Origin of the sequence: Flavivirga spongiicola (genome assembly GCF_030540825.1) — a bacterium.
Taxonomy (GTDB): Bacteria; Bacteroidota; Bacteroidia; order Flavobacteriales; family Flavobacteriaceae; genus Flavivirga; species Flavivirga spongiicola.
Map to the genome: position 1 here is coordinate 308015 of NZ_JAUOEO010000002.1, position 26052 is coordinate 334066.

The 26052-nt window shown below is 34.5% G+C and carries 7 protein-coding genes; 5 read left to right on the top strand and 2 right to left on the bottom strand.

All coding sequences use genetic code 11. The annotated features are described in order from the left end of the window. Positions 1 to 112: 112 nt before the first annotated feature. From Q4Q47_RS21270 to Q4Q47_RS21285, 4 genes are read left to right on the top strand one after another with little or no spacing between them, the layout of a single operon-like run. Positions 113 to 9046, top strand: a complete 8934-nt coding sequence (locus tag Q4Q47_RS21270) for a leucine-rich repeat domain-containing protein (RefSeq protein WP_303308746.1) — start codon at positions 113 to 115, stop codon at positions 9044 to 9046. Position 9047: 1 nt separating this feature from the next. Beyond that, positions 9048 to 9773: an RNA-binding protein gene (locus tag Q4Q47_RS21275; RefSeq protein WP_303308747.1), complete on the top strand. Its 726-nt coding sequence runs from the start codon at positions 9048 to 9050 to the stop codon at positions 9771 to 9773. A gap of 13 nt (positions 9774 to 9786) precedes the next feature. Then, positions 9787 to 20433, top strand: coding sequence for a DUF6443 domain-containing protein (locus Q4Q47_RS21280; RefSeq protein ID WP_303308748.1), 10647 nt, complete (start codon positions 9787 to 9789; stop codon positions 20431 to 20433). A gap of 14 nt (positions 20434 to 20447) precedes the next feature. Further along, the gene (locus tag Q4Q47_RS21285; RefSeq protein ID WP_303308749.1) at positions 20448 to 21302 is read left to right on the top strand and encodes a hypothetical protein; all 855 of its coding nucleotides are present in this window, start codon (positions 20448 to 20450) and stop codon (positions 21300 to 21302) included. Between the two features lie 817 nt (positions 21303 to 22119). On the opposite strand, the gene Q4Q47_RS21290 is transcribed toward Q4Q47_RS21285, so the two are convergent. Next, on the bottom strand, positions 22120 to 23643 hold the full coding sequence (locus tag Q4Q47_RS21290; protein WP_303308750.1) for a sulfatase family protein: 1524 nt from the start codon (positions 23641 to 23643) through the stop codon (positions 22120 to 22122). 350 nt (positions 23644 to 23993) lie between these two features. Beyond that, on the bottom strand, positions 23994 to 25040 hold the full coding sequence (locus Q4Q47_RS21295; protein ID WP_303308751.1) for a tyrosine-type recombinase/integrase: 1047 nt from the start codon (positions 25038 to 25040) through the stop codon (positions 23994 to 23996). A 689-nt stretch (positions 25041 to 25729) separates the two neighbouring features. Between Q4Q47_RS21295 and Q4Q47_RS21300 the strand changes: the two genes are divergently transcribed. Next, complete coding sequence (locus Q4Q47_RS21300) at positions 25730 to 26041, top strand: helix-turn-helix domain-containing protein (protein WP_303308752.1); 312 nt, start codon at positions 25730 to 25732, stop codon at positions 26039 to 26041. Positions 26042 to 26052 lie beyond the last annotated feature (11 nt).

Genomic DNA, 26052 nt, shown 5'->3' on the forward strand with positions numbered 1-26052 from the left:
TCTGTATGAAATCAAAGTCTAACAATGCAACCTGTTAATAATGGCATTTTCCAAGTTATCATTTTACATAAATTACAATTTAGTTATTAGCAATAAAACCTGATTATATATCATGAAAAAAACATATTATAATATATTTTTATTCATATCGATCTTATTTATAAGCAACTATGGATATAGTCAATGTGCCACAGATGTACCAACAGCAGAACGTGATGCTTTAATAGCATTATATAACGCTACAGATGGAGCAAACTGGACAAACAACACGAATTGGAATACAACGGCATGTGTAAGTGATTGGTATGGGGTGACGGTTACTAATGGGACAGTTTGGGTTTTAGATCTAAAAAACAACAATTTATCTGGATCAATACCCACAGAAATAGGTAATTTACCTAATCTTGTAAGCTTAGATTTGGGTACTAATAATTTAATAGGGTCAATACCATCTCAGATAGGGAATTTATCCAATCTTTCATTATTAAGGTTAAATAATAATCAGTTAACAAATTCTATTCCATCAGAAATAGGAAATTTATCCAGTCTTAGTTCTTTATACCTGCCTTTTAATAATCTTTCAGGACCAATCCCTTCAACTATAGGAAACTTGACTAATCTGACATCATTAGCCTTAATGCAAAATGACTTAACTGGATCAATCCCATTTTCAATAGGAAATTTAACGAATCTTAGTTCTATTACCTTATATTCAAATCAATTAACAGGCTCCATTCCAGTGGAGTTAGGGAATTTATCTAATTTAACTTCCTTACTATTAGGTAGTAACCAATTGAGTGGTTCTATTCCTTCTCAACTAGGAAGTTTATCGAGTCTTACAACTCTAAATTTCAATGGTAATCAATTGACAGGAACAATACCTTCAGAACTTGGTAATTTATCATCATTATTGAATTTATCATTAGGTTCTAATAAATTAACAGGGTCTATTCCACCAGAGCTCGGTAGTTTACCATTATTACATACTTTATCTCTGTTTAATAATCTATTAACGGGATCTATTCCACCAGAGCTGGGTAATTTATCATCATTATTGAATTTATCATTAGGTTCTAATAAATTAACAGGGTCTATTCCATCAGAGTTTGGTAGTTTATCATTATTACAGAATTTAACTCTGTCTGATAACCAATTAGAAGGATCAATTCCACTAGAATTTGGAAATTTATCGTCATTACAGTATTTGTATATATATGATAATAAATTAACAGGCAATATACCTTCTTCGATAAGTTTAATTACATCTTTAAATATATTTAGGTTTCAAAATAACAATTTTATTTTCAGGGATTTCGAAAGCGAACATCCTACCTATATAAGTAATTTAACTAATTACGGATACACCCCCCAAGCCAAAGTAGATCAAGTTGAAACACCAACAGTCACAGAAGGTAATAGTTACACATTTACAACAAGTTTAAGTAGTCCCAATAATAGTTACCAATGGTATAAAGATGGTACGGCAATTGTTGGAGCCACCAGTAAAGATTATACTATTAATCCAGTAGCTTTAACAGACGCAGGTGTATACCATGTAGTAGCTACAAACAGTATTGTTACTGGGCTTACTTTAGAACGAAATACAATTACCCTAGGGGTAACAGCAGATACTTGTGTTGTATCTACTACCGAGCGGGATGCTTTAATGGCTTTATATAATGCTACAGATGGTGCTAATTGGACTAATAATACTAACTGGGGAACGTCTGCTCCCGTTTGTGATTGGTATGGGGTGACGGTTGTTAATGGGAATGTTACAGAGTTGGATCTTCATAATAATCAATTAATAGGAACTATACCTTCAAATATAAGTGATTTACCTAATTTAAAGGCAATAATGTTTTTTGATAATCAACTAAATGGAGCTATACCTCCAGAAATTGGTAACCTATCTAATCTTGAATCTTTACTTTTGTATAGAAATCAATTAAGCGAATTACCCCCAGAACTTGGTAGTTTATCTAATCTTAAATATTTTTACGCTCATCTTAATCAGTTTAGTGGTTCTATACCCCCAGAGTATGGAGCTCTAGAATCATTGCTCCATTTAGATTTAAAAAATAATCAATTAAGTGGATCGATACCGTTAGAGTTTGGTGACTTATCTAATCTTGAAATCTTGGCTCTTTCAGCTAATCAATTAAGTGGAACTATATCACCAGAGTTTGGTAACTTATCTAATTTAAGTATTTTACAATTAGATAATAACCAACTTACAGGAGACATTCCTGCATTTTCAAGTTCTTTAACTCGTCTTTGGTTCAATACAAATGCTTTTGTTTTTAGTAATTTCGAAAACGAACACAATACTTACACAACAAACCTAACATCATATAGTTACAGCCCCCAAGCCAAAGTAGATCAAGTTGAAACACCAACAATTCTAGAAGGCAATAGTTATACATTTACAACAAGCTTAAGCAGTCCCAATAATAGTTACCAGTGGTATAAAGATGACGTAGCAATTGTTGGAGCCACCAGTAAAGATTACACCATAAATTCTATGGCTTTAACAGATGCAGGAGTGTACCATGTATTAGCTACTAATAGTATAGTAACTGGACTTACTTTAGAGCGTAATACGATTACCCTAGCTGTAACAGCAGATCCTTGCGGTGTGTCTACAGCCGAGCGTGATGCTTTAATGGCTTTATATAATGCTACAGATGGTACTAATTGGACTAATAATACTAACTGGGGAACGTCTGCTCCCGTTTGTGATTGGTATGGGGTGACGGTTACTAATGGAAGTGTTATTAGGTTGGGACTTTCTAATAATCAGCTAGTGGGAAATATTCCTACTGAATTAGAAAATTTATCTGATCTTGAGTTTTTGCACTTATCTACAAATCAATTAACAGGTAGTATTCCTGTAAGCTTAGGTAACCTTATTAAGTTAAAGACCTTATGGCTTGGTGAAAATAATTTATCAGGCACTATACCCTCAGAATTAGGAAACTTATCTGCTCTTGAGAATTTATCTTTTCTTAATAACCAATTAACAGGAAATATTCCACTCTCAATAAATTTAATAAGTACTTTAAATTATTTCTATTTCGATACTAATAGTTTTGTATTTAGCGATTTTGAAAACGAGCATATTTCTTATACTAACAACCTTATAACTTATAATTACAGCCCTCAAGCCAAAGTAGATCAAGTTGAAACACCAACAATTCTAGAAGGTAATAGTTACACATTTACGACAAGTTTAAGCAGTCCCAATAACAGTTACCAATGGTATAAAGACGGTGCAGCAATTGTTGGCGCTACCAATAAAGATTATACTATTAATCCAGTAGCTTTAACAGATGCAGGTGTATACCATGTCATAGCTACAAACAGTATTGTCACAGGACTTACTTTAGAGCGTAACACAATTACCCTAGCAGTAACAGCAGATACTTGCGGTGTATCTACTGCCGAGCGGGATGCTTTAATGGCTTTATATAATGCTACAGATGGTGCTAATTGGACCAATACCTTAGCCAATAACCAACCTTGGGATATTAATGTGCCTGTTTGTGATTGGTATGGGGTGACGGTAACTAATGGGGGGGTTACAAGATTAGAACTTAATGGTAATCAGTTAGCGGGTAATATTCCAATTGAGTTAGAAAACTTATCAAATCTTACACACTTGTATTTAAACCAGAATCAATTAACAGGCAGTATACCACCTGAATTAGGAAACTTATCACAACTTAAAAGGATATATTTTTATACAAATCAATTAACAGGAACTCTTCCATCTCAACTTGGTGATTTATCTAATCTTACACATTTGCATTTATATAATAATCAACTAACAGGAAATATTCCAACGCAGTTAGGAGACTTATCTAATCTTCGGTTTTTATACCTTGGTAGTAATCAGTTAACGGGTACAATTCCAACGCAGTTAGGAAGTTTGTCTTTCCTGACTGTATTGGAATTATATAGTAATCAACTTTCTGGTAATATACCAACAGAATTGGGAAACTTAACATCATTAGAACAATTGCTATTGCAGGGTAATGATTTAACAGGCAATATTCCGTTGCAATTTGAAAACTTAACTAGTTTAAAAACTTTGAGATTTGACAGTAATCAATTAACAGGAAATATTCCAAGTGGATTAAAAGATATATTAAGCTTTGTAGATAATTTTAAATTTCAAAATAATGCCTTCGTATTTAATGATTTTGAAACAGAACATAATACTTATGCTTCTAAAATAACAGCATATACCTATAGCCCCCAAGCCAAAGTAGACCAAGTTGAAACCCCAACAATTTTAGAAGGCAATAGTTATACATTTACAACAAGCTTAAGCAGTCCCAATAATAGTTACCAATGGTATAAAGATGGCGTGGCAATTGTTGGAGCCACCAGTAAAGATTACATCATAAATTCAGTGGCTTTAACAGATGCAGGTGTATACCATGTATTAGCTACTAATAGTATAGTAACAGGACTTACTTTAGAGCGTCATACGATTACCTTAGCTGTAACAGCAGATACTTGCGGCGTATCCACTGCCGAGCGAGATGCTTTAATGGCTTTATATAATGCTACAGATGGTGCTAATTGGACTAATACCTTAGCTAGTAATCAACCTTGGGATATTAATGTGCCTGTTTGCGACTGGTATGGGGTGACGGTTACAAATGGAAATGTTACTGAATTAGTACTTCCTAATAACCAGTTGGTAGGAGCTATTTCTCCTGAATTGGGTAATTTATCAAGTCTAACTAAATTGACTTTATCTGTTAATCAATTGTCTGGAGCAATTCCAAGTGAATTGGGAGGCTTAATCAATCTTGGTAATTTACAATTAAACAACAATCAATTATCTGGAGATATTCCAGGTGAATTAGGGAATTTAATTGGTCTCGGTAATTTGTATTTAAATCATAATCAGCTTGAATCTATCCCTTCAAGCTTTGGTAACCTACAGGCCTTATCTAGATTACAATTGAATGATAATCTATTAGCAGGCAGTATTCCAAGTGAATTAGGGAGTTTAGCAAATCTTACTCATTTGTATTTAAATAGTAATCAATTAACAGGTACTATTCCAAGTACTTTTGGAGGCTTAACAAGTCTTACAACGCTATATTTATTTTCAAACCAGTTAAGCGGTCAAATTCCGACTAGTCTTGGTAATTTAGTTAACCTTAAATATCTATATTTAAACAACAACTCTTTAACTGGATTAATTCCTGCAGATTTAGGTAATTTATCTAACCTCCTTCATTTACGTTTATACAGTAATCAACTAACTGGAGAAATCCCGAATACTTTTGATGGCTTAACAAATCTTCAAAGATTACAATTAAACAATAATCAATTAACAGGAGATATTCCTACTAATATAAACACTTTAGCAAATCTTACTATACTTAACTTTCATAATAATGGTTTTGTTTTTAGCAATTTCGAAAATGAGCATGTTTTTTATGACACTAATGTATCAACGTACACTTACAGCCCACAGGCCAAAGTAGATCAAGTAGAAACCCCAACAATTTTAGAAGGCAATAGCTATACATTTACAACCAGTTTAAGCAGTCCCAATAATAGTTACCAATGGTATAAAGATGGCGCAGCAATTGTGGGAGCAACCAGTAAAGATTACACCATAAATCCAGTGGCTTTAACAGATGCAGGTGTATACCATGTAATAGCTACTAACAGTATTATTACAGGGCTTACTTTAGAGCGTCATACAATTACCCTAGGGGTAACAGCAGATACTTGTGGTGTATCTACAGCCGAGCGTGATGCTTTAATGGCTTTATATAATGCTACAGGAGGAGCTAATTGGACCAATACCTTGGCCAATAACCAACCTTGGGATATTAATATACCTGTTTGTGATTGGTATGGTGTGACGGTTACGAGTGGTCATGTAACATGGTTGGATCTTAATGGTAACAATTTAATAGGGACTTTATCATCTCAGTTAAAAGATTTACCTAATCTTGAAGGATTGTTTTTATATGATAATCAGATTGCAGGAACCATTCCCTCTCAACTAGGAGATTTATCGAATCTTAAATTTTTACAATTTAACACGAATCAATTAACAGGATCTATACCGTTCGAGCTAGGTAATTTATCATCATTAAAACATTTGTATTTGGCTAACAATCTGTTGTCAGGAAATATTCCGGAAAGTCTAGGGGGGCTCACCAATTTATTGCTTTTAGGTTTAAGTGGTAATCAATTAGAAGGAGTTATACCACCTCAGCTAGGAAATTTATCTAGTCTTCAAACTTTAAATTTATATGTGAATCAGTTATCGGGCTCCATACCAACTAGCCTTGGTAATTTACCTGCTTTAAAATACCTACATTTAAATTCCAACCAACTATCTGGTTCTATACCATCAAGCCTCGGCAATCTATCCAATCTTACAAATATGACTTTAAATGATAACCAACTTACAGGAGAAATACCTTCAAGTTTTGGGAATTTGTCATTATTGCAATATTTACAACTACAATCTAATCAATTGGAAGGACCTTTACCAGATACTCTTGGTAACTTGTCATCATTAATTTATTTATATTTAGAAACCAACCAGTTATCTGGAACAATACCACCTTCTATAAGTTTAATACCTTCCTTGAATAGATTTCGATTTCAAGAAAATGCCTTTATATTTAATGATTTTGAAACAGAGCATACTACATACGTTGGTAATTTATCTGGCTATCAATACATCCCCCAAGCCAAAGTAGACCAAGTAGAAACCCCAACAGTTACAGAAGGAACAAGTTACACATTCACAACCAGTTTAAGCAGTTCCAATAATAGTTATCAATGGTATAAAGATGGCGTAGCAATTGTAGGAGCAACCAGTAAAGATTATACTATAAATCCAGTGGCTTTAACCGATGCAGGCGTATACCATATGTTAGCTACAAATAGTATCGTTACAGGGCTTACTCTAGAACGTCATACCATTACTTTGACTGTTAACCCTGCTGCAATAAATAATAACACCTTTTGTCTTAGTGAATTGGAAGATTACCCTACAGTAACGGATTTAACACCTTCAGGTAGTAATATTTTATGGTATGCAACCGAAACAGGAGGGACAGCATATAACAATATAGATGAAATTATAGAAGCAGCAGAAAACACAGGAGGCGTTTCTTATTGGTGGGACGATACTACTGATGGTATGAGTACCCGAACGGAAGCGGCTGTAACTGTCTACAGTGCACCAGAAGGAGATAAAGAACAGGCATTTAGCATTTATGCGCCAGTACCTACAATTTCAGACATTGATGTGGTTAATGGTGGCCAACCTGTATTTTGGTATAATTCAAATACTAGTACTACAGCGTTAAGTGATACCGAGTTGGTTGATGGACAAACATATTATGCATCATCATATAATGGGGCAGAAGCAGGTAATAGCTGTCGTTTACCTGTGACCATTACCATTGGTGTCATTCCTCCTAAAGGCGAGCAAATACAATTCTTATGTGAAGGCTCTGAATTAAGCGATATTGTTTTACAATTAGAAGATGGGTTGTTTGCTGTATGGTATGCAAGTGCTGAAGGCGGTTCACCTTTAGATCAAACAACGCCACTTTTACATGAGACTACATATTATATAGCACAGTTGGATACCAATAATGGGGAGGAAAGCCCAAAGCGATTAGCAGTACAGGTAAATTTAATGCCCGTAAAACAACTTGTAATAAATGAAACTACGCAAACCTTTAATATCAATGCATCTCCAAAGGTTGAAAATTTAAAAACAAGTGGTTATGATGTTGTATGGTATAGTCAGGCAACAGGAGGGAATCAATACGGGGGTACCATTCCTTTAGATACAAATGGACAAATTTATTATGCCGAACAAATCCAAACTGACACACAATGTCCAGGTGGTAACCGTGTAGGTGTTACTGTAGTGTTGGTTGACGAACCTGTAGACCCGCTTTTAGGATGCGAACTATTTAGACCAGAACTAAACGAGCGTTATGTTATAGATGCCTGGTTAAATGAGCGTGAGGTAACCACGGAAACCATAAGCGAAATACCTTTTAACGGTAGCTCAGAGAGTGTACTATTTGTAGATCTTCTTAATCATTTAAAAAATAGGCTATTGAGTGATGATGACCAATTGCATGATATTCCTGCGATATATAAACCTGTATTTTCCAGTGGCGAAACACCTCAGGATTTGGCGCCTTTAATGGCTTACATTGAAGACTTAGGTGCCAGTGAAAAAGAATTAAAGGTTTACGACTTTACAAAGATTAATGATGCTTATGGTAGAGCCATTGGTTTTTCATTTTATTTAAATGAAACAAAAGATCGTCAAATTGTTTATAAAACACCAAATATTATAAGAAATGGTGTTGAAGAAACTGGAGACTTGAATCGTTATCCTTTATTGGATAACGATGGTAATACGACGGATGAATTTTTAAAGTTTACTAAAGCTGAGGTTACTGCTGGCGTGTTAAAAATCTATGCCGATTTTAAACAAGTTAAAGAGCCAGCACATGAAGTAAGTCAGGTAAGTACATTTTCCGATTCAAATATAATGAAACAAACTGCAACCGATTTAGAGTACAACGAAGTCGCTAATCAATCACCCATATCATACAATCAGGCCGTGATAGAGGTTAGTTTTGTAGATGAAGCTAATACACCTATTGGAGCACCAGTTCCACTAGTACCTCATGGTGAAATCATAGACAAATGGCAAAAAGTGACTGCAGATTTTAGGATTCCAGAGAACGCGGGGAAAATGATTATTTCTCTAAAAAATAATGATAGCAACAAAGTCGCCTATTTCGATGATTTAAGAATCTTGCCTTTTGAAAGCAACATGAAAACCTTTGTATATCACCCCGAAAACCAGCGTTTAATGTCTGAGTTAGACGAAAATAATTATGCGACATTTTACGAATATGATCTGGAAGGCGGTCTTGTTAGAGTTAAGAAGGAAACCGAAGAAGGGATATACACCATTCAGGAAACAAGATCAGGTAATATTAAAAAAGCAAATTAAGATGAGCAGAAAAATGAATTATTATTTAAGTCTTGTACTATTATTTCTAGGAAGCCTTGAAATTCAGGCACAGCAACCAACAGCAGCAGAAAGCTTAGCAAAAGTTGAAACCTACTATAAAACAGCTAAAACCTTTAATCTTCAAGTAAAATATAACATGTACAAAGGACATACTGGAAATCATCTTACCGAATCGTATGAAGGTACCATGACTAAAAATGGGGCTGTATCACAAATCAAGATCTTAGGTTCAGAGATTATACAATTTCCTAACGCGCAGCTTACTATAAATAAAGCGAACAAGACTTTAGTTTATAATGAAATATCTGGCAAAGGCTTAAAAAAATCACCGTTAGATGTATCAACGTTTCTTAACTATTATAAAGAGACATCCACAAAAGTAAGTGGGAATATGCTTGTTCATGAAATGGTTTTAAAAAACAACCAAATGCCAATTCCATATAATAAAATTGTCATTTATATCAATAAAGCAAACCACCAATTAGTAAAGCAGGAATTATACCTGTCTACTAAAGTACCTTTTGTAGACGATAATGGAAAAGACACCGAAGATGTAGCTCGTATGGAAATTAGTTTCAAACACAATAAGAAAACGATGGCTAAAGCTCCTAGATTAAAAGACTATGTGCTATTAGAACCTAATAAAAAAGTACGCCCAACACAAGCGTATGCTGCTTACACCATAACAGCTCCAACAAACTTATAAACACATAAAAGATATGTTTTTAAAAAAAATAAAATCACGGTACATAAAAGTTATCATACTCGTATTTCTTTCTGGGTTCACTATTCAAGCTCAAAACTTTGAGGATGAGTTTGTTGGTCCTGCACAGATAGTTAATGGTGCTTTAACGACAAACACGGCTGCCACAGTTGCAGGTACGACAGATGTAAACCCCTATACCTATTTTTCTCTAAGTATAAAAGAAGATACAGCGCCGTTTACAACGTATAAATTCACATTAACCTTGCAAGTGACCCCTATACTTCCTAATGGCACACCAGATACAATAAGTCAGGATATTACTTTAGAAGTAGAAAATAATTTGGCTTCAGGAATAGGAAATGTTATAGATATTAAACAGCATATTCTTAATAATACCTATGGCGCAAATGTGGTGGTTTTGAGCAACACGCTTGATAGTGGTTCAGGACCTGTTAATGATGCCGTTGTACCAGATAATATCATACTTACCGTAGGATTTAATACCACCCGATATTATGAGCTACCAGAAACAGCGCCAACAGGAGTTGGCTCTATACTAGCAAATAATAATACCGAGATACAAATTAACTGGACAGAAGTCCCTCAAGCGCGCCATTACGATGTAGAGTGGACCTGGGTTGATAATTATGGAGATGATCTAACTACTTTTATAACTTCAGATTTAGTACCATTTTCAGCTAAAAACTTTCAGCGCAACAGTACACGAATTCAAACCAGTGAAATAAGCTATAATATTCCATTGGTCTATTCCAGAGGCTTTATAATTTATAGAGTAAGAGCCGTAGGTAATTTTAGTGCAGTAGAAGACCCTTCACTATCAAAAAATAAATACAGTGCATGGAGTGCTAATCCAGTAGGAGAAAATACAACGGTTTCTAATTGGGGAGCGCAAAATAGCGGGGTTCACGAAATCGATCAACTTCAGGATCATGAAGCCACTAAAAATTGGCAATTTCAAGCCTCGTATGCCGAAGATGGCAAAAAGAAAGAAGTGGTTAGTTATTTTGATGGCTCATTACGTAATCGCCAAACAGTCACAACCATTAATACAGATAACAATGCCATTGTAGGTGAGGTAATTTACGATGCTCAAGGTAGACCAGCAGTAGAGGTATTACCCGCACCAACATCAGTAAATGAACTGAGGTATCATAAAGATTTTAATCTCAATAATGATACTACAACACCAAAACCCTATAGCTATTCAGATTTTGACGAAGACACTCAAAATGTAATAGATATGACTTCTGATGATAAAAAGATGAATGAATCAGCAGGAGCCAGTCATTATTATTCGTCTGCAAATACTATAACGAGTGACTATAAGGATCAAATTCCTAACGCTTTACAATATCCATTCTCCCAAATAGAATATACTCCAGACAATACAGGTAGAATTCGTAGAAAAAGCGGTGTTGGCGAAACCCATCAATTAGGGTCTGGACATGAAATGGAATACTACTACGGGGTTCCGGAACAAGTAGAATTAAATCGTCTTTTTGGCTATACCGTTGGTCATGCATCGCATTACAAAAAAAATATGGTTTTAGACCCCAATCGTCAGTTAAGCATTAGTTATATAGATCCGCAAGGACGTACCATAGCAACCGCTTTAGCTGGGACTACACCTCCAAACTTAGATGCTTTAGATGATGAAGCAGATACTGATTTACATACAGAATTCACCACCGATCTTTTAGGTAAAGTAGCTAGTGATAATACGGATACACCCGAAGACAATAACGAAGTAGGCGCTTCAGGAGCCTTTGGCCCTTTGCAAGACCAACTATCATACAGCGCCGTAAAAACGGTTGTTTTTGATGATACCAGAACTTTTAATTATAATGTTACAGATACACTTCCTTTTACCTATTGCGATATTAGTAAAAGATATCCTATAATATACAATTTGGAGATTGATGTATTAAACGAAGACGCAGAAAGTGTTTTGCCAGCAGCCATAACCGAAACGATAGACTTAGGAACGGGAGCTACCAATTTAACATTTTCAATGCCGGAAACATTGGCTCTGGTAGAAAGAGGGACTTTTACCATTAACAAACGGCTTCGTGTAAATAAAGATTCTGTTGAAGTATATGCAGATCAATATATAGCTAAACTCCAGACACCTGGAGATCCTTGCTATGTTCCCAAAACGGCTCTCGCAGAAGAATTAGATCCGCTTATAGTGGAGGGGTGTAATTTAAACTGTGCGGACTGTGAGACGAATCTTTTGGCAGAATATGCTACAGCTACAGCATATGCAGATATTCAAATAAGCTATAATCAAGAAGCATACGATGCACTTTCTGATGAAGAACAAGTTAGGTTTAGAGCTTCTTTAGAAGCACAGTGGCAAGAAGCCTTAGAAACCTGTCGGGCATTATGTACCGATGCCAGCAATAGTAATGGTGCTGCTCCTAACGTTATTTCCTGTCAAACAGCTCTGGATCAATTATTAGACGACATGAGTCCTTTAGGACAATATGGTAATGGGTTTGACGGTACAGAAACCACGCTTAATATTTTTAATGAAAGCAATAAATTATTAAGTGCCAAAATAAGTGAAGATGTTTATAATAGTTGGAAAAACCCCTGGCATGTAAATAATGATCCTTCAGATGCTTCTGGAAATCCAATTTATACAGAAGGGCATTACTATAATGAAGATGGTACAGTTAGTTATATAAAAGTAAAAGAAACCATAACGATTGATGAAAATGGTGAAGAAATTGCTAGTTATGACCCAGCTCTAAATGAGGATGTCCCTATGACAGCTATCGAGGATTCTGACAATGAATACTGGGTAGAACCTCAATACTTGGCTAATAGCTCAGACTTAACACATCCGGATGTATGGCAAGATAGTTGGGCGTATTCTTTATTGTACTACCATCCAGAATACGATTATTTACAATATAGCAATGCCTTGTGCGAGCTAACAAATACAGCAGGTAACTTTAGCTCGGATGGTTTCGACTCTTATTTACAGTCTATCGATACCTATGCTAAGGCAGAAACAGCTGGTTTTTTAACGGCAAATCCTAGTACCACAAACCCAGATATTTTTAATCAAGATCCTTATTTCTTGTCCTCTCAAATAGGAAGTGCTCAGGATAGTTTTGAAACATCAGCTTTGGCAAATGCCAGAAAAGACATTATGATCGAGGCTTTAAAAAATGGTGGTGATTTTGATGGTACTGGAGCATTAATGATGGCTTCGGCCTATACAACGGTCAATTGTAATAGTCTTGTAAACTGCCCGCAATTAACAAGCGCTTCTGCCATACTATTAGAGGTAGATGGGCTAACTGTAGAAAAGCAAGACCGATTCTGGAATACCTATAAAGCAAACTATTTAGGTTTAAAACAGCGTATTCAATCGGTGTTTATAAATGCCTATGCTCAAAAACAAGGCACCTATAATGGGTGTATTGGGCTTTCTGAAGCACCCGTAGCCTTAGTTGCTAATATTTCAACTTATAGCAGTAGTATCACATCTGTTTTAGAAAATTATTTAAATGGCACAAGTCCATCGGACGGCTTATGCAGTGATCTTTTTGCCGATAATTATAACGATAAGCAAAAACGCTTTTTACCAACCGATATGTTTTTCAATGCCGGTGCAGACACAACGGATGCAATGGCTGATATTGCAGAACAAGTAGATTATGAGTATTATGTAAATACAGGTATCTGCCCATTGGCTAGGGATTTAGTGTTGTATTTAGATGGTTACTTTAAGGACGCGGTATTGTCAGGCCATGATATAACGGCCCAAAACAGACCGTATAGTGATACAGGACTCTATTTATCATCGACCTTATTCCAAGAATTTGGAGGTGTTTTTCCAGCGACTTCCGTGACCACAAGCGGAAACATTTCTGGGCAAATACTTACGCTAAATGTTAATAGTCTCACAGATTCCGATATAACAATAAATTTACCTGTAGCTTATAGTTGGGCAAACTATGGCATAGGTGCAGGTAAATTCATAATAACCAGTATAAGTACCATTACCAGTAGCTATAATCAAACAAGCCAACTATTCGAGTATAATGCCTTAGCAAAATTAGACGTTAATGGCACTTATGAAGAAATACTGATTACAGGAACAACCAAAGCGCGTATTACCTGTAGCATAAATAATCCAGTTGAGCCTGGACAGTACCTTGGAGGCGGTAATACTTATGATGAAACAGGAACCTGTAATAAAGAATCCTATTTTAATAAAGCCATAGTAAAGCTTCTTAATAGTCTTATAGATACTAACCAGATCAATAGTTCTGATATTAATATTACTGGTTTAGATGCTTATGTTAATGGCTATTTACCGGAGTTTTTTGAGAGTGATCAAATAATAGCATGGAGTGCTATAGGTAACAATACTTATACATTGGCTATTGATGGGGTAGATCATTTCTTAATGAGTTTAGATGCGCCGTTACCAACTACTGGTACGATTACTAATGTTAGTTTTGATTACACCTATAATAATGAAGGAAATACTATAGTGGGTCAAACTGTAAAAGTAACTTGGTTAACAGCTGCCAATCAAAAACTGAGTACTATAGGAACGGTACAGGCTACAGAAGAAACATTGCTTAATTTTTTATGTTGTGGGGATATTAATGATTATTATGGAGAAGAGTTTATTAATACGTCAACCTGTAGTTTAAGAGCGGATTTAGAAGATACTTTTGAAGACCATTTAATTTCAATTTTTAACGATGCTTTTCAAAAGTATGATTTAATTAATGGAGGTGGAGGTGTAAGCAACCTTGTGTCTATGAGCTCATTAAATACAAATTCTTTTTTAAACGATAATAATATTAGAGTTGAAGAAAGAATGAGAGTTACTTCCCAAGTGTTTAGAGATTTAGATGGTAGTCATATTAATGTTAAAAGAGGTGTTGCAAGTTGCTATTTGGAAACAGCAGGGGTGTCTAAAACTCTTTCTGTTGAAATAGGAGATCATAGAACCCCAGAAGGTAAAGGTTCTGTAACGATTCAAATTCAGGGAGGTAATACTCCTACTAGTATTAACCTTGATGATATTGCTATAATAGAAAACATAGATCTTGTAGGAGAAAGGGGGCGTTCTATAGAAATAACATATAGAAATCATGAAAATCAAAGGGAAGTAAAAGCGGCTATATTATACTTAAGTTCAGACGGTCCTTATGGTTGTGTAAGTACTGATCCATATCCTTGTGGGGCAGGTTTTGTTATTTGTCCTTTGTTTAATGTGAGTTTGCCAGGAGATCCACATATTACGGAATGTCTTTCTTCAAATACTGAAGATGAAGAAATACAATTTGAAGCCGTAATGAAGAATTTGTTCAATGAAATTTTAGAATATCGAACAGTCAATCAGGTAAATGATTCCGTGCCATTTCGTATAGATGGATTTCCAGCATATGTTTCTTTAAAAAATCAGTTTGCCCCTTTAAAAGACAGATGGGTTTCATTTGGAGCTACTCAAGATTTTTCTGAGGATGAAGTATATGCAGTAATTTTGAATACTACATTTAAGTATTATATTCAGATACAGTTTTCTTCTTCACCAGAGTTAGGAACTCCAAATCCAAAAAATAGTATTCAACTTGTTGTTAGTAATCCATTTGATTGGTATGAAATGACTGAGTTTGAAATTGCAGAGAATAACATTTTAGTTGAAAGAACTTTTTTTAGCTACATAGACCCAAATACAGGCGTTGAAGAAACAAGAATGGGTCAATTGGAATTTTACGGTACCAACGAGTTCGATATATGCCCTTTTTTAGCTTATGGCGTCAATGCTAATTTTACAGAAGCAGCAACAGTCACTACCCCAAAATTCAAGCCCGTATTCGTTTTACGTAAAATGATTACAGCTCCAGGTGGAGCCCATAAATATTTTTATAAAGATTTAGAGTTTATACCCAACGGATTTAGTGCATCTATTGACGAACTCATTAATTTAGAAGTTGATATTAATTTTAGTAATTATTCAGAGAATCCGGAAGATTATAATAGCGCCGAAATCATATTGAATGGAAAATCATATAAACTATCTAATAACGGTTTAACATTTAATGTTATTGATTCCGAACAGGTAGGGTATCGACGCCCTCCAATAAATAGGCTTTCATGGGATTATCAGGGAACTTGGGGAGCTACTTTCGATATTTTTAACTTTTCATATAACCTTAATGGAGAAGAGCGTGTTTATCATTTAAATGAGGGCAGTAAAAATGCTGTTTCAACAAATGGGAAAAAAATCAAAATCGTTGATGATAGTATTTGGTTTACCGACCCTATTTTTGGTACAGGTTTGAGATTTGAGAACAATGCGGATTTGTCCTGGTATGATGATGTACCTTTTATATATGAAGAAGGAGTAGATTTAACATATAAGGCTAGCTTTAAAATTCAAGATGTACTGCCCATTACTGACGGGAATGGGTATGGCTTTATTACTCAAATAGATCATGAAGATCCTCTTAATACGGAAAACTTATACCAGCTTGAAATTTATGCTACAAATGGAGATAATGTCATACCCGAAAATTGTAGTGAAGGAGATAAAGTATGTGTTGCTCAACCCGTAGAACCTGTTAGCTGTACCGATAAATTTGCGGCATTTACAGCAGCTATCAATGGAGTGAGTGATACCGAACAACAAGGGATGGCAGAAGAAGACTTCTGTAATAACCAATACGCTTATATCACAGATGATTATATCTATTACCTAACCAAGTTAGGAGTCGCCAATGCAGATCAATCCATACATTACATAACCATTGCAGAATTTGGTGCGACCGAGTTTGGTTATGGCTATGAAGACCCAGACCTTAATATCGATGGTATGAAAGGTATTATAGATGCTTACGCTGCGCATGTTACGACTATGGATGCAGCAGGAACCTCGGACGATATTAAGACCTGGGCGCAATTTACATCCGATCAATTATATTTATTAACAGCAGCAGGCACTACTTGTATAAGTCTTCCTGCGCCATTACCAATAACAACAAAGGGGTATCAACCACCCACCTTCCCAGAAGACCCACCTTGTGTAGAATTTGCAAAAGCTATTTATAACAGTTACAGAGACGATGCCTATGAAGCTCTTTTAGATAAAGAACGTGAAGATTTTATAAATGCCTACCTTAAAAATGCCGTAGAAAATGCCGTAGAAAATTTTAGTATGAAGTATCATGATAAAGAATACCAATACACCCTATACTATTACGATCAGGCAGGCAACCTATCGCAAACCGTACCCCCAGAAGGCGTTAACAGATTTACAAATGCCGAGTTAATCGCTCAGGATACAAATGGAGCAGCACTTAACGATAGAATCAATATTCATAGAAAGAATAACGAAACTGATGAAAACACGACGTTACTCCCACCACACGATTATAAAACGCAATATGCCTATAATTCGTTAAACCAACTCGTATGGCAGTTTACACCAGATGGCGGAGAAACACGATTTGCGTATGATGCTTTGGGGCGTATTGTAGCTTCACAAAATGCCAAACAATTAGTAAATAATACTTTTAGCTATACCGTTTATGATGCATTAGGACGTATCGCAGAAGCAGGAGAGTTGGTACCAAATAAAGCCATAGCTATTAATCAAACCACGGGTAAACTTATAGAGACAGCAACTGGAGATCCCATATTTACAGATGGCTTTTCAGATGATAATTCGGTGATTCTGTTTCCAAAGAATGTATCCGATCAACAAAATGAAGTTACCCGTACAAAATACAATATATACATTAGCGACCCTAGTATTGTGTTTAAAACATTAGATGCAAATAGCTTAACGACCACTTCTAGAAACAGGGTGACCGAAGTGTATTATTTCGATACCGTAACAGCTCCAACCACATCTATTGATTTTGATAACGCCATGTATTACAATTACGACATACATGGTAATGTAAAAGAATTGGTGCATCATAACAGGCTGTTAGCTAAATCGTCTATGCCATATTCAGGGCTTAAACGTGTAGAATACGAATACGATTTAATAAGCGGTAATGTAAACAAGGTGTACTATCAAAAAGATAGTCCAGACCAATTTATACACCAGTATACCTACGATGCCGATAATAGAATTACGGCCGTACAAACATCGTCCGATGGTTATATTTGGGAGCAAGATGCCAGTTACGACTATTATGCACACGGCCCACTAGCAAGAACCGAATTGGGTGACAAAAAAGTACAGGGACAAGATTATGCCTATACGATCCAAGGTTGGTTAAAAGGGGTGAATGCCGATGTGTTAAACCCAACAAACGATTTAGGGAAGGATGGTGATACAGACTCTAACATCGCAAAAGATGCCTATGGGTATGCCTTAACTTATAATGATGCCGATTATGAACCAGTAGGGACTATTACTGCGTTTGTAAATAGTGATACGAACGGTGTAAATAATATTAAAAACTTGTACAACGGTAACATCAAGCAAATGGTAACCGATGTTATGGATACCAATGAGACCGCTTTGGGTATCCAGGTAAATCATTATGAATACGATCAGTTAAACCGTATTAAATCTATGCAAGGTTATCATACAGCCGCTACAGTTGGTAATGAAAATTATTATGGTGATTATAAGTATGATAACAATGGTAACCTAAAAACTTTAAATAGAAAAGCCCATACAGGCCAAAGTATGGATCAATTGGGATATGATTATGCAGAAACAAAAACAAACCCATTAACAGGTGAAGAAACAAAAAACAATCAATTAACCCGTTTAGAAGATCAAGTTGGGGATTTAGGTCTTAATGATTTAGGAACTCCTCATAATTATGAATATGACACTATTGGACAACTAATATCAGATTTAGATGATGAAGGAAATGGTATTACCAATATCAATTGGCGTGTAGACGGAAAAGTAGCGAGTATTATCAAAACAGGTGGTACAGAAATACATTTTAGATATGATGGCTTGGGTAATCGAATTGCAAAAACCGTTTTACCTGAAAACGAAACAACTGTTTACACACGTGATGCTCAAGGTAATGTATTGGCAGTTTACGAAACTAACGAAGTCAATATCACTAATATTACAGCCAATAAAACCATAACACTTAAAGAACATCATATTTATGGAAGTTCTAGGTTGGGTATCGAACAGAAGAATATATCTATACCAGAAGATGGAGATACATTAATAATACAAGAAAATCTGGTACTAACAACCGATAATATTACGACAACGGAGTTTTTACAAGCGGCAAATAAAATAGATGTAGCTGGAGGTGTAAATACTTATGTCATTACTGATACAGGCAATGTAACCATGCGAGCAGGTCAGGTAATATTAAAACCTGGATTCTCAACAGTTTCAGGAGCTAATTTCCTAGCAGAAGCCCAAAATATTGACGCTACCTTACCAGAAAATACGTTTGCACGTAAAGTAGGAGATAAGCGCTTTGAACTTAGCAACCACCTAGGGAATGTACTAAGTGTGGTAAGTGATCGAAAATTAGTTGACGACCCACTTAATTTTACTAACTTTACTGCGGACGTTCTTACATATAATGATTACTATCCTTTTGGTATGATACTGCCCAACCGCAACCACCAGGGCGATGGCGACTACAGGTATGGCTTCCAGGGACAGGAGATGGACAATGAGGTTAAAGGCTCTCCGGGAAGTTCTTTGAACTATAAGTTTAGGATGCACGACCCAAGGGTTGGACGGTTTTTATCTTTAGACCCGTTAGCGTTTCATTTCCCACATAATTCGCCTTATGTTTTTAGTGAGAATAGAGTAATAGATGCTACAGAGTTAGAAGGTAGGGAAATTTGGAAGAAGAAATGGTGGACAGATTACGGAACGGCTCTTCTGGATAATGTTGAAAGTACGGTCGATTTCGCTAGTGATATTATCACTACGTATGCAAAAGCTAGTCCAATAGACCAAGTAACGGGAGGGTATCTTTTAGACACAAAAACAGTAAAAGCCATAAAAGATAACCCGGGAGGTTCTCTTAAAGCCATGGCTATTGGTTTGACAGAGGTTTCTCAGAGTTTACAACCTGCTGGACAAATAAAGGATTTCCTTGATGAAGACGGTGGAAGAAAACAGGGTAATGCTACTTTCGCAGCACTTGATTACGCAATAGGAGCTAAAGGAACGGGCTTACTTAAGAGTATTAAAAGGATTACCCCGCCTAAGCTTCCTTTGGCTGATTTGGCTCCTCCAATTTCTGTTGTTGATGATGTTGCAAGACAAACTGCAACACAGACAGTTACGCAAACAGCTACTAAAACAATGACAAAAGCAGAACTTCTTGTTAGAGGATCTATTCAAAACGCTTTACAAAAAGCAAAAGGTATTTATAGATTTACTATGACAGATGGTTCAGTATATATAGGACAAGCTGCAGGGGTTAACGGATTTGCACAAAGAACGAAAAGGTCTTTAGTTGAATTAGTCGAAGGAACATCAAAAAGAGGACCAAAAGCACCAGGAAGAACATTAGATAAAGTAGAGTTTTTTGAATTCGATTCCAGTATAGATTTTAGTATAAACGCAATGGAAAGAAGGTTTATACAAGAAGCTGATGGTATTGAAAATCTTTTAAATATAATAAATGCACCAGGAACAAATTAAAATATATAAAGAGTATGACCAAAGGTGAAATTCAGATAAGGGATAACACAAAATTTCGTAAGTCATTAACGAAATTAAATAATGAATTATTTATAGCTAATACTGTTTTTGTAAATTCCAATTTCATTGAAGAAAATGTAAATGAATTATTAAGCGATACTGATTTTAATACAATAACTTTTACCGATGAGTATGAGTTAAATAATATAGATTTTTTGAATAACTATGATTTAAAGTCTATAAAAGCTGTAAATATTTTAAGTAAACATGTTAAAGATATAAAAGGGTTATATAGTTTAAAGCATCTTGAAAAAATAAGTTCAACAAATAAGAAAATTGATTATAGCAATTTTACTAACTTAAGAAGTTTAGCGGGAGAAATTAATAACTTTTCATATAAGACATTAACAAATATTGATACTTTAGAGGTAATAGCTATTACAAATAAATTTAAAGAAAAAGATGTTTCTATTTTTTCAAAGAATATACACTTAAGATATTTAATGCTTAGAGGTGCTAAAATTGAGTCATTAATAGGTTTGTCTAATTTTGTGAACTTAGAAAGCTTAAATTTATTTCACAATAGGAATATTTTAAGTTTAGAAGGAATTACTAAAAAACTAATAAATTTAAGGGAAATATATATTGATTCTTGCCCAAAATTATATTATGTCAACGATTTTTTGTTAAATGTTCCACATATTGAATATTTACAATTAGGGGTCAAGAAAATTGATTCTTTTAAATTTATTGATTCTTTAAAAGGGTTAAAGCTTTTAAGTATTCATAATAAAATAGTTCAAGTAGAAGATGGAAATAAAACATCTTTAATAAAAGGCTTAAATCGAACAGGAGGTAAAATATGGTAGCCCCCGCTGTTCCCTAGTATGCGCTACCGCAAGTTTTTAACTTGTGGCGTCAAAGATTGGCAGCAAGAGTAATAAAATAAAAAGAAAAAGCTTTTACAGAGATGCAGAGGCTTTTTACATTTAAGAGGCGTAAGATTTTTTAGTTTTAAAATCACGTAGAGCCATATCAATCATATTAAGGATAAAGCTTTTGTTCTCGTCATTGAGTTCAGAAATCTTAACCAATCTATCAACAGCATCTTTATCAAGGAGTAAATTGGTTTTGCCAATAAGGTAATCTACAGAAACCCCCGCTACCGCTAGTTTAAAAACTAGTGGCGGTAAAGATTAGCCAGTCAAGAGTAAGAAAATAAATTAAGAAGCTACTTTAGAAATAGAGTAGCTTCTTAATTTATAATTTTACTTATAATTATATTTTTTATTTAACAATAGTTAAATTTTGCTGTTAAGGTTGATACAAGCTCCAGCTACCGCTAGCTTGTAGCTAGTGGCTGTAAATATATTGGTAAGAGTAAGTAAAAAGAATAAACTTAATATTACATATCATAAGTTAAAAAGTCCCCCGCTACCGCTAGTTTAAAAACTAGTGGCGGTAAAGATTAGCCAGTCAAGAGTAAGGAAATAAGTTAAGAAGCTACTTTAGAAATAGAGTAGCTTCTTAATTTGTAATTTACTTATAATTATATTTTTTATTTAACAATAGTTAAATTTTGTTGTTAAGGTTGATACAAGTTCCAGCTACCGCTAGCTTGTAGCTAGTGGCTGTAAATATATTGGTAAGAGGAAGTAAAAAGAATATATACCATAAGTTAAAAACTCATTTTTTATTTCTTATAGATTCTATTTCTTGTGTCATTTTTTCAACTATTTCAGGATATTGACTGGCCAAATTATGTTGCTGGCTTTTATCTTCTTTTAGATTGTATAGCTGCATTAGTGTATCACGTCCAGTTTCAATATCTACCCATTTATATACAGCGCTACCTTTATGAGGAGGAATAAGTACATAATCTCCTTTGCGATACGAGGTTATGTTACTTTGACCTAAAACCAAACTTTCTCTACCAACATTCGATTTTCCAATTAAGGCATCTAAAATGTTTTCACTATCTGGCGTCGTATTTACTTGTTTTGTTAATGCAGAAAAAGAAGCTATTAAATCAATTTGGCATACCAGTGCATCAGAAGTACCAGGTGTTATTTTAGCAGGCCATCTTACCATAAATGGTACATGAGTACCAGCATCAAACAAACTATATTTTCCACCCCTAAGACCTCCTTTTGGTGTGTGATTTCCTATTTTAGTGACTGCTTCATCGTGATAGCCATCATCCAATACAGGACCATTATCACTTGAAAATATGACTATGGTATTTTCGGCCAAACCTAGTTTATCTAATTCATCTAAAAATTGGCCTACAGCCCAATCCGCTTCTAAAATAACATCTCCGCGGGCTCCCAAACCAGATTTTCCAGAAAAACGCGGATGTGGAACTCTTGGTACATGAGGTTGATGTAAACTATAAAATAAAAAGAAAGGTTCATCCTTATGTGTATTCACAAACTTTATAGATTCTTTTAAGAAATCATCACTCATATTTTCATCAATAAATAATGCTGATTTTCCACCACGTTGGTATCCAATTCTTGATATGCCATTGTGAATACTTTGATTGTGCCCATGGCTAGGATGTATTTTAAGAAGTTCCGGATGTTCTTTCCCAGTTGGTTCTCCATCAAAATTAGAACGATAATTTACTTCTATGGGATCATTAAGATCTAAACCTACAATATTATGATTCTTTACATATACAGAGGGAACCCTATCATTGGTAGATGCCATGACATACGAATAGTCAAACCCTATTTCCAGAGGCCCAGGAGTAATTTTTTTATTCCAATCCATATCTTCGCCTCCAAGCCCCAAATGCCATTTTCCAATAACTCCAGTAAAGTATCCTGCGTTATGTAGCATAGACGGTAAAGTTTGTTTTCCTAATTCGAAAAGTAACGGCGCATTACCTGCTAAAACTTTAGCTCGAGTACTTCTAAAAGGATACGTTCCAGAAAGCATAGCATATCTACTTGGTGTACAAGTTGGAGAGCTTGCATAACCATTTGTAAAACGAAGCCCTTCGTTGGCAATACGATCAAAATTGGGTGTGATTAGTTCTGTAGCACCATAACTACTTACATCTCCATAGCCCAGATCATCAGCATAAATAACTATAATATTTGGCTTTTTATCTTCAATGTTTATGTCTTCATTTTTTTGCTCCTTAGACTTGCAAGAGCTTACTATGATTAGGCAAAAAAACAAGATAATTTTGATGTATTTCATTGATGCTAGTGTGTTAATTAGTTAGATTATTGTTCTTTTAATTAAATAGATAACGAAAACCAAATAGTAATTTTCTATTACTTTTATGATTATTTTTTAATAGATTCATTTATGGTTTAAAATTAATGATTCTTTTTTAATTTCTTTCACATAGATGCGCCTTTTAGGTTGATTCGATGTAACAAGTTTGTTAACCAATTTAAAATGGTATCAACAATAGTTTGTTCTCCAATGATTTGATATCAAACCATGTTCTTTTTATTTTTGTTCCTCGCTACCCCAAGTTTTAAAAACTAGTAGTAAAAAAGTTAGAAAATAAAGCTTTTAACCAAATGAAATGACAAATTTAATTAATAGCTATCCAGTTTACTATGTATTTTATCAATCTCCTTATCTATATAGGCTTGAGCATAATGCACATAACGATTAAAAGAGCTACTTGCATGACTATGCCCACTTATTTTACGCACTAAATGCTCTGGCATTCCTAGTATGAGTAATGTAGTAATCGCAGTTCTTCGCATCATATGTGAACTCATTTTATCACAAAAACGTATCTGTTTTTGTTTACCATTAATAGTGACATTTTTGGCTTTTCCCAAGCGCTCCCTTGTCATATGTATGGGTTGTATATAACCTGCTTTTTCTCCTATTAATTTTAAATTTCTATTAAAAATAAAAAGGCTAATATTTTTAAATATCGGTGTTTTTGATGATTTGGGTTTATAACGTTTGTAAATAGTTGCTGCGTAATTAGGTAGTTTTATAAAGCTATAGGTTTTTGTTTTTTGTGACTTTATTTTTAAGTACCAATCATCATTTTGTTTTTCAAAATTTTTATTGGTGAGTCTATTAATATCAGAAATACGTAAACCAGTAGTACAGCCAAAAACAAACATATCTTTGGTACGTTTTATAGCAGGAGTAAGCGACTGATCAAAATCTTTATCATGTATTAAAAATTTTAGTTGCTCAGGAGAGAGTACTAAAATTTCTACTTCTTCTTTACGAATATAAAATAGCTTTTGAAAGTCACCAGTTGGGATATTTTTATCATCTTTTAAATAATTAAAAAAAGCACGTATAATTTTTATATTGGCGCCTACATAATTATCATGACAGCCTTTTTTGTATAAAAATTCGGTATATTTTTTATAGAACTTTTTCCAGTAGTTCTTTTCTGAAATAAACTCTCGTGTATTTAGTTTATAGACATTGCATATGCGAAAATCAAAATCGGTTTCTACACAGAATTTAGTTAAATTATTATGTACATACCTGTAATTATCTATGGTGTTCTTTGTTATTTTTTCGCCATTTTTTTTAAGACGTTTTCCTGTTTCACTATCACGGATAAATTGTTTAAATAAGGGTAAGAGTATCGTGGTTTTTTTCATAAAGGATGATACTATAACGACGCATTATAGCCTATAAAATTACATGTTTTTAAATGGATTTTATCATAGCATATAGATAGTTGGGAATAGTAAAAATAGGCATATGATTTATACTTTTTACCCCAAAAGGACAATATTATCTATATTTGAAATTGTGTTATTGTCTTGAAAATTTTTTGTATTTGAATATTTCCAATCTATAGCATTAGTTACAAAACCACTTTCTACTGGATTGTTATGTAAAAATCCTATTATTGTAAACCAATAACAAGACTAAGAACAAGTTGTAAATCTATTTTTAGGACGGGACAATTGCTTAAAAAAAGCCCCTAAATTTCTGTAAAAGCTTTCTAACTTATTCTTTTAATTCCGTTTTACTTACTCGATACGGCACTTGTCAAAGACGAAGCGCTAGCGCATATGAGGAATAACAGGGAATAGCAATACTGTTCTTTTTGATAAAGATATTACCAAACACATGGAAGCTATTATTAATATGGAAATTGAAGATAAAAATGCGTTCTTTAAAATTCTTGATGCCTATATTAGAGATACTAAAGCTAAAAAAGCGTACTCTTAAAAAAAGCTACTCTATTTCTAAAGTAGCTTCTTAACTTATTTCCTTACTCTTGACTGGCTAATCTTTACCGCCACTAGTTTTTAAACTAGCGGTAGCGGGGGATAATGTGATGTTACTTCGCAAAAAGAAAAAGCTTTCGCAGTCTGCGCTTGGTAAAATAATTGGTACTTCTGGAGATGTGATTGGAAGATATGAACGTGGGGATATTACACCTTCTATTGATGTGGTTTCTAAAATTGCGGATGCTCTGGAAGTATCTGTCGATTATTTGATTGGTAAAACTAATCTACTTCTTGATAAGGATGCTATTGATAGGCTGGTAAAGATTTCTGAACTTAATGACGAGAACAAGTCCTTTATCTTAAATATGATTGATATGGCGCTACGGGATTTTAAAACTAAAAAAGCGTACGCCTCTTAAGTGCAAAAAGC

Bases quoted from the DNA above. Each gene is read 5' to 3' on its own strand.
- Q4Q47_RS21290 (WP_303308750.1), bottom strand. From the start codon at position 23,643: ATGAAATACATCAAAATTATCTTGTTTTTTTGCCTAATCATAGTAAGC.
- Q4Q47_RS21295 (WP_303308751.1), bottom strand. From the start codon at position 25,040: ATGAAAAAAACCACGATACTCTTACCCTTATTTAAACAATTTATCCGT.
- Q4Q47_RS21270 (WP_303308746.1), top strand. From the start codon at position 113: ATGAAAAAAACATATTATAATATATTTTTATTCATATCGATCTTATTT.
- Q4Q47_RS21300 (WP_303308752.1), top strand. From the start codon at position 25,730: ATGTTACTTCGCAAAAAGAAAAAGCTTTCGCAGTCTGCGCTTGGTAAA.
- Q4Q47_RS21275 (WP_303308747.1), top strand. From the start codon at position 9,048: ATGAGCAGAAAAATGAATTATTATTTAAGTCTTGTACTATTATTTCTA.
- Q4Q47_RS21280 (WP_303308748.1), top strand. From the start codon at position 9,787: ATGTTTTTAAAAAAAATAAAATCACGGTACATAAAAGTTATCATACTC.
- Q4Q47_RS21285 (WP_303308749.1), top strand. From the start codon at position 20,448: ATGACCAAAGGTGAAATTCAGATAAGGGATAACACAAAATTTCGTAAG.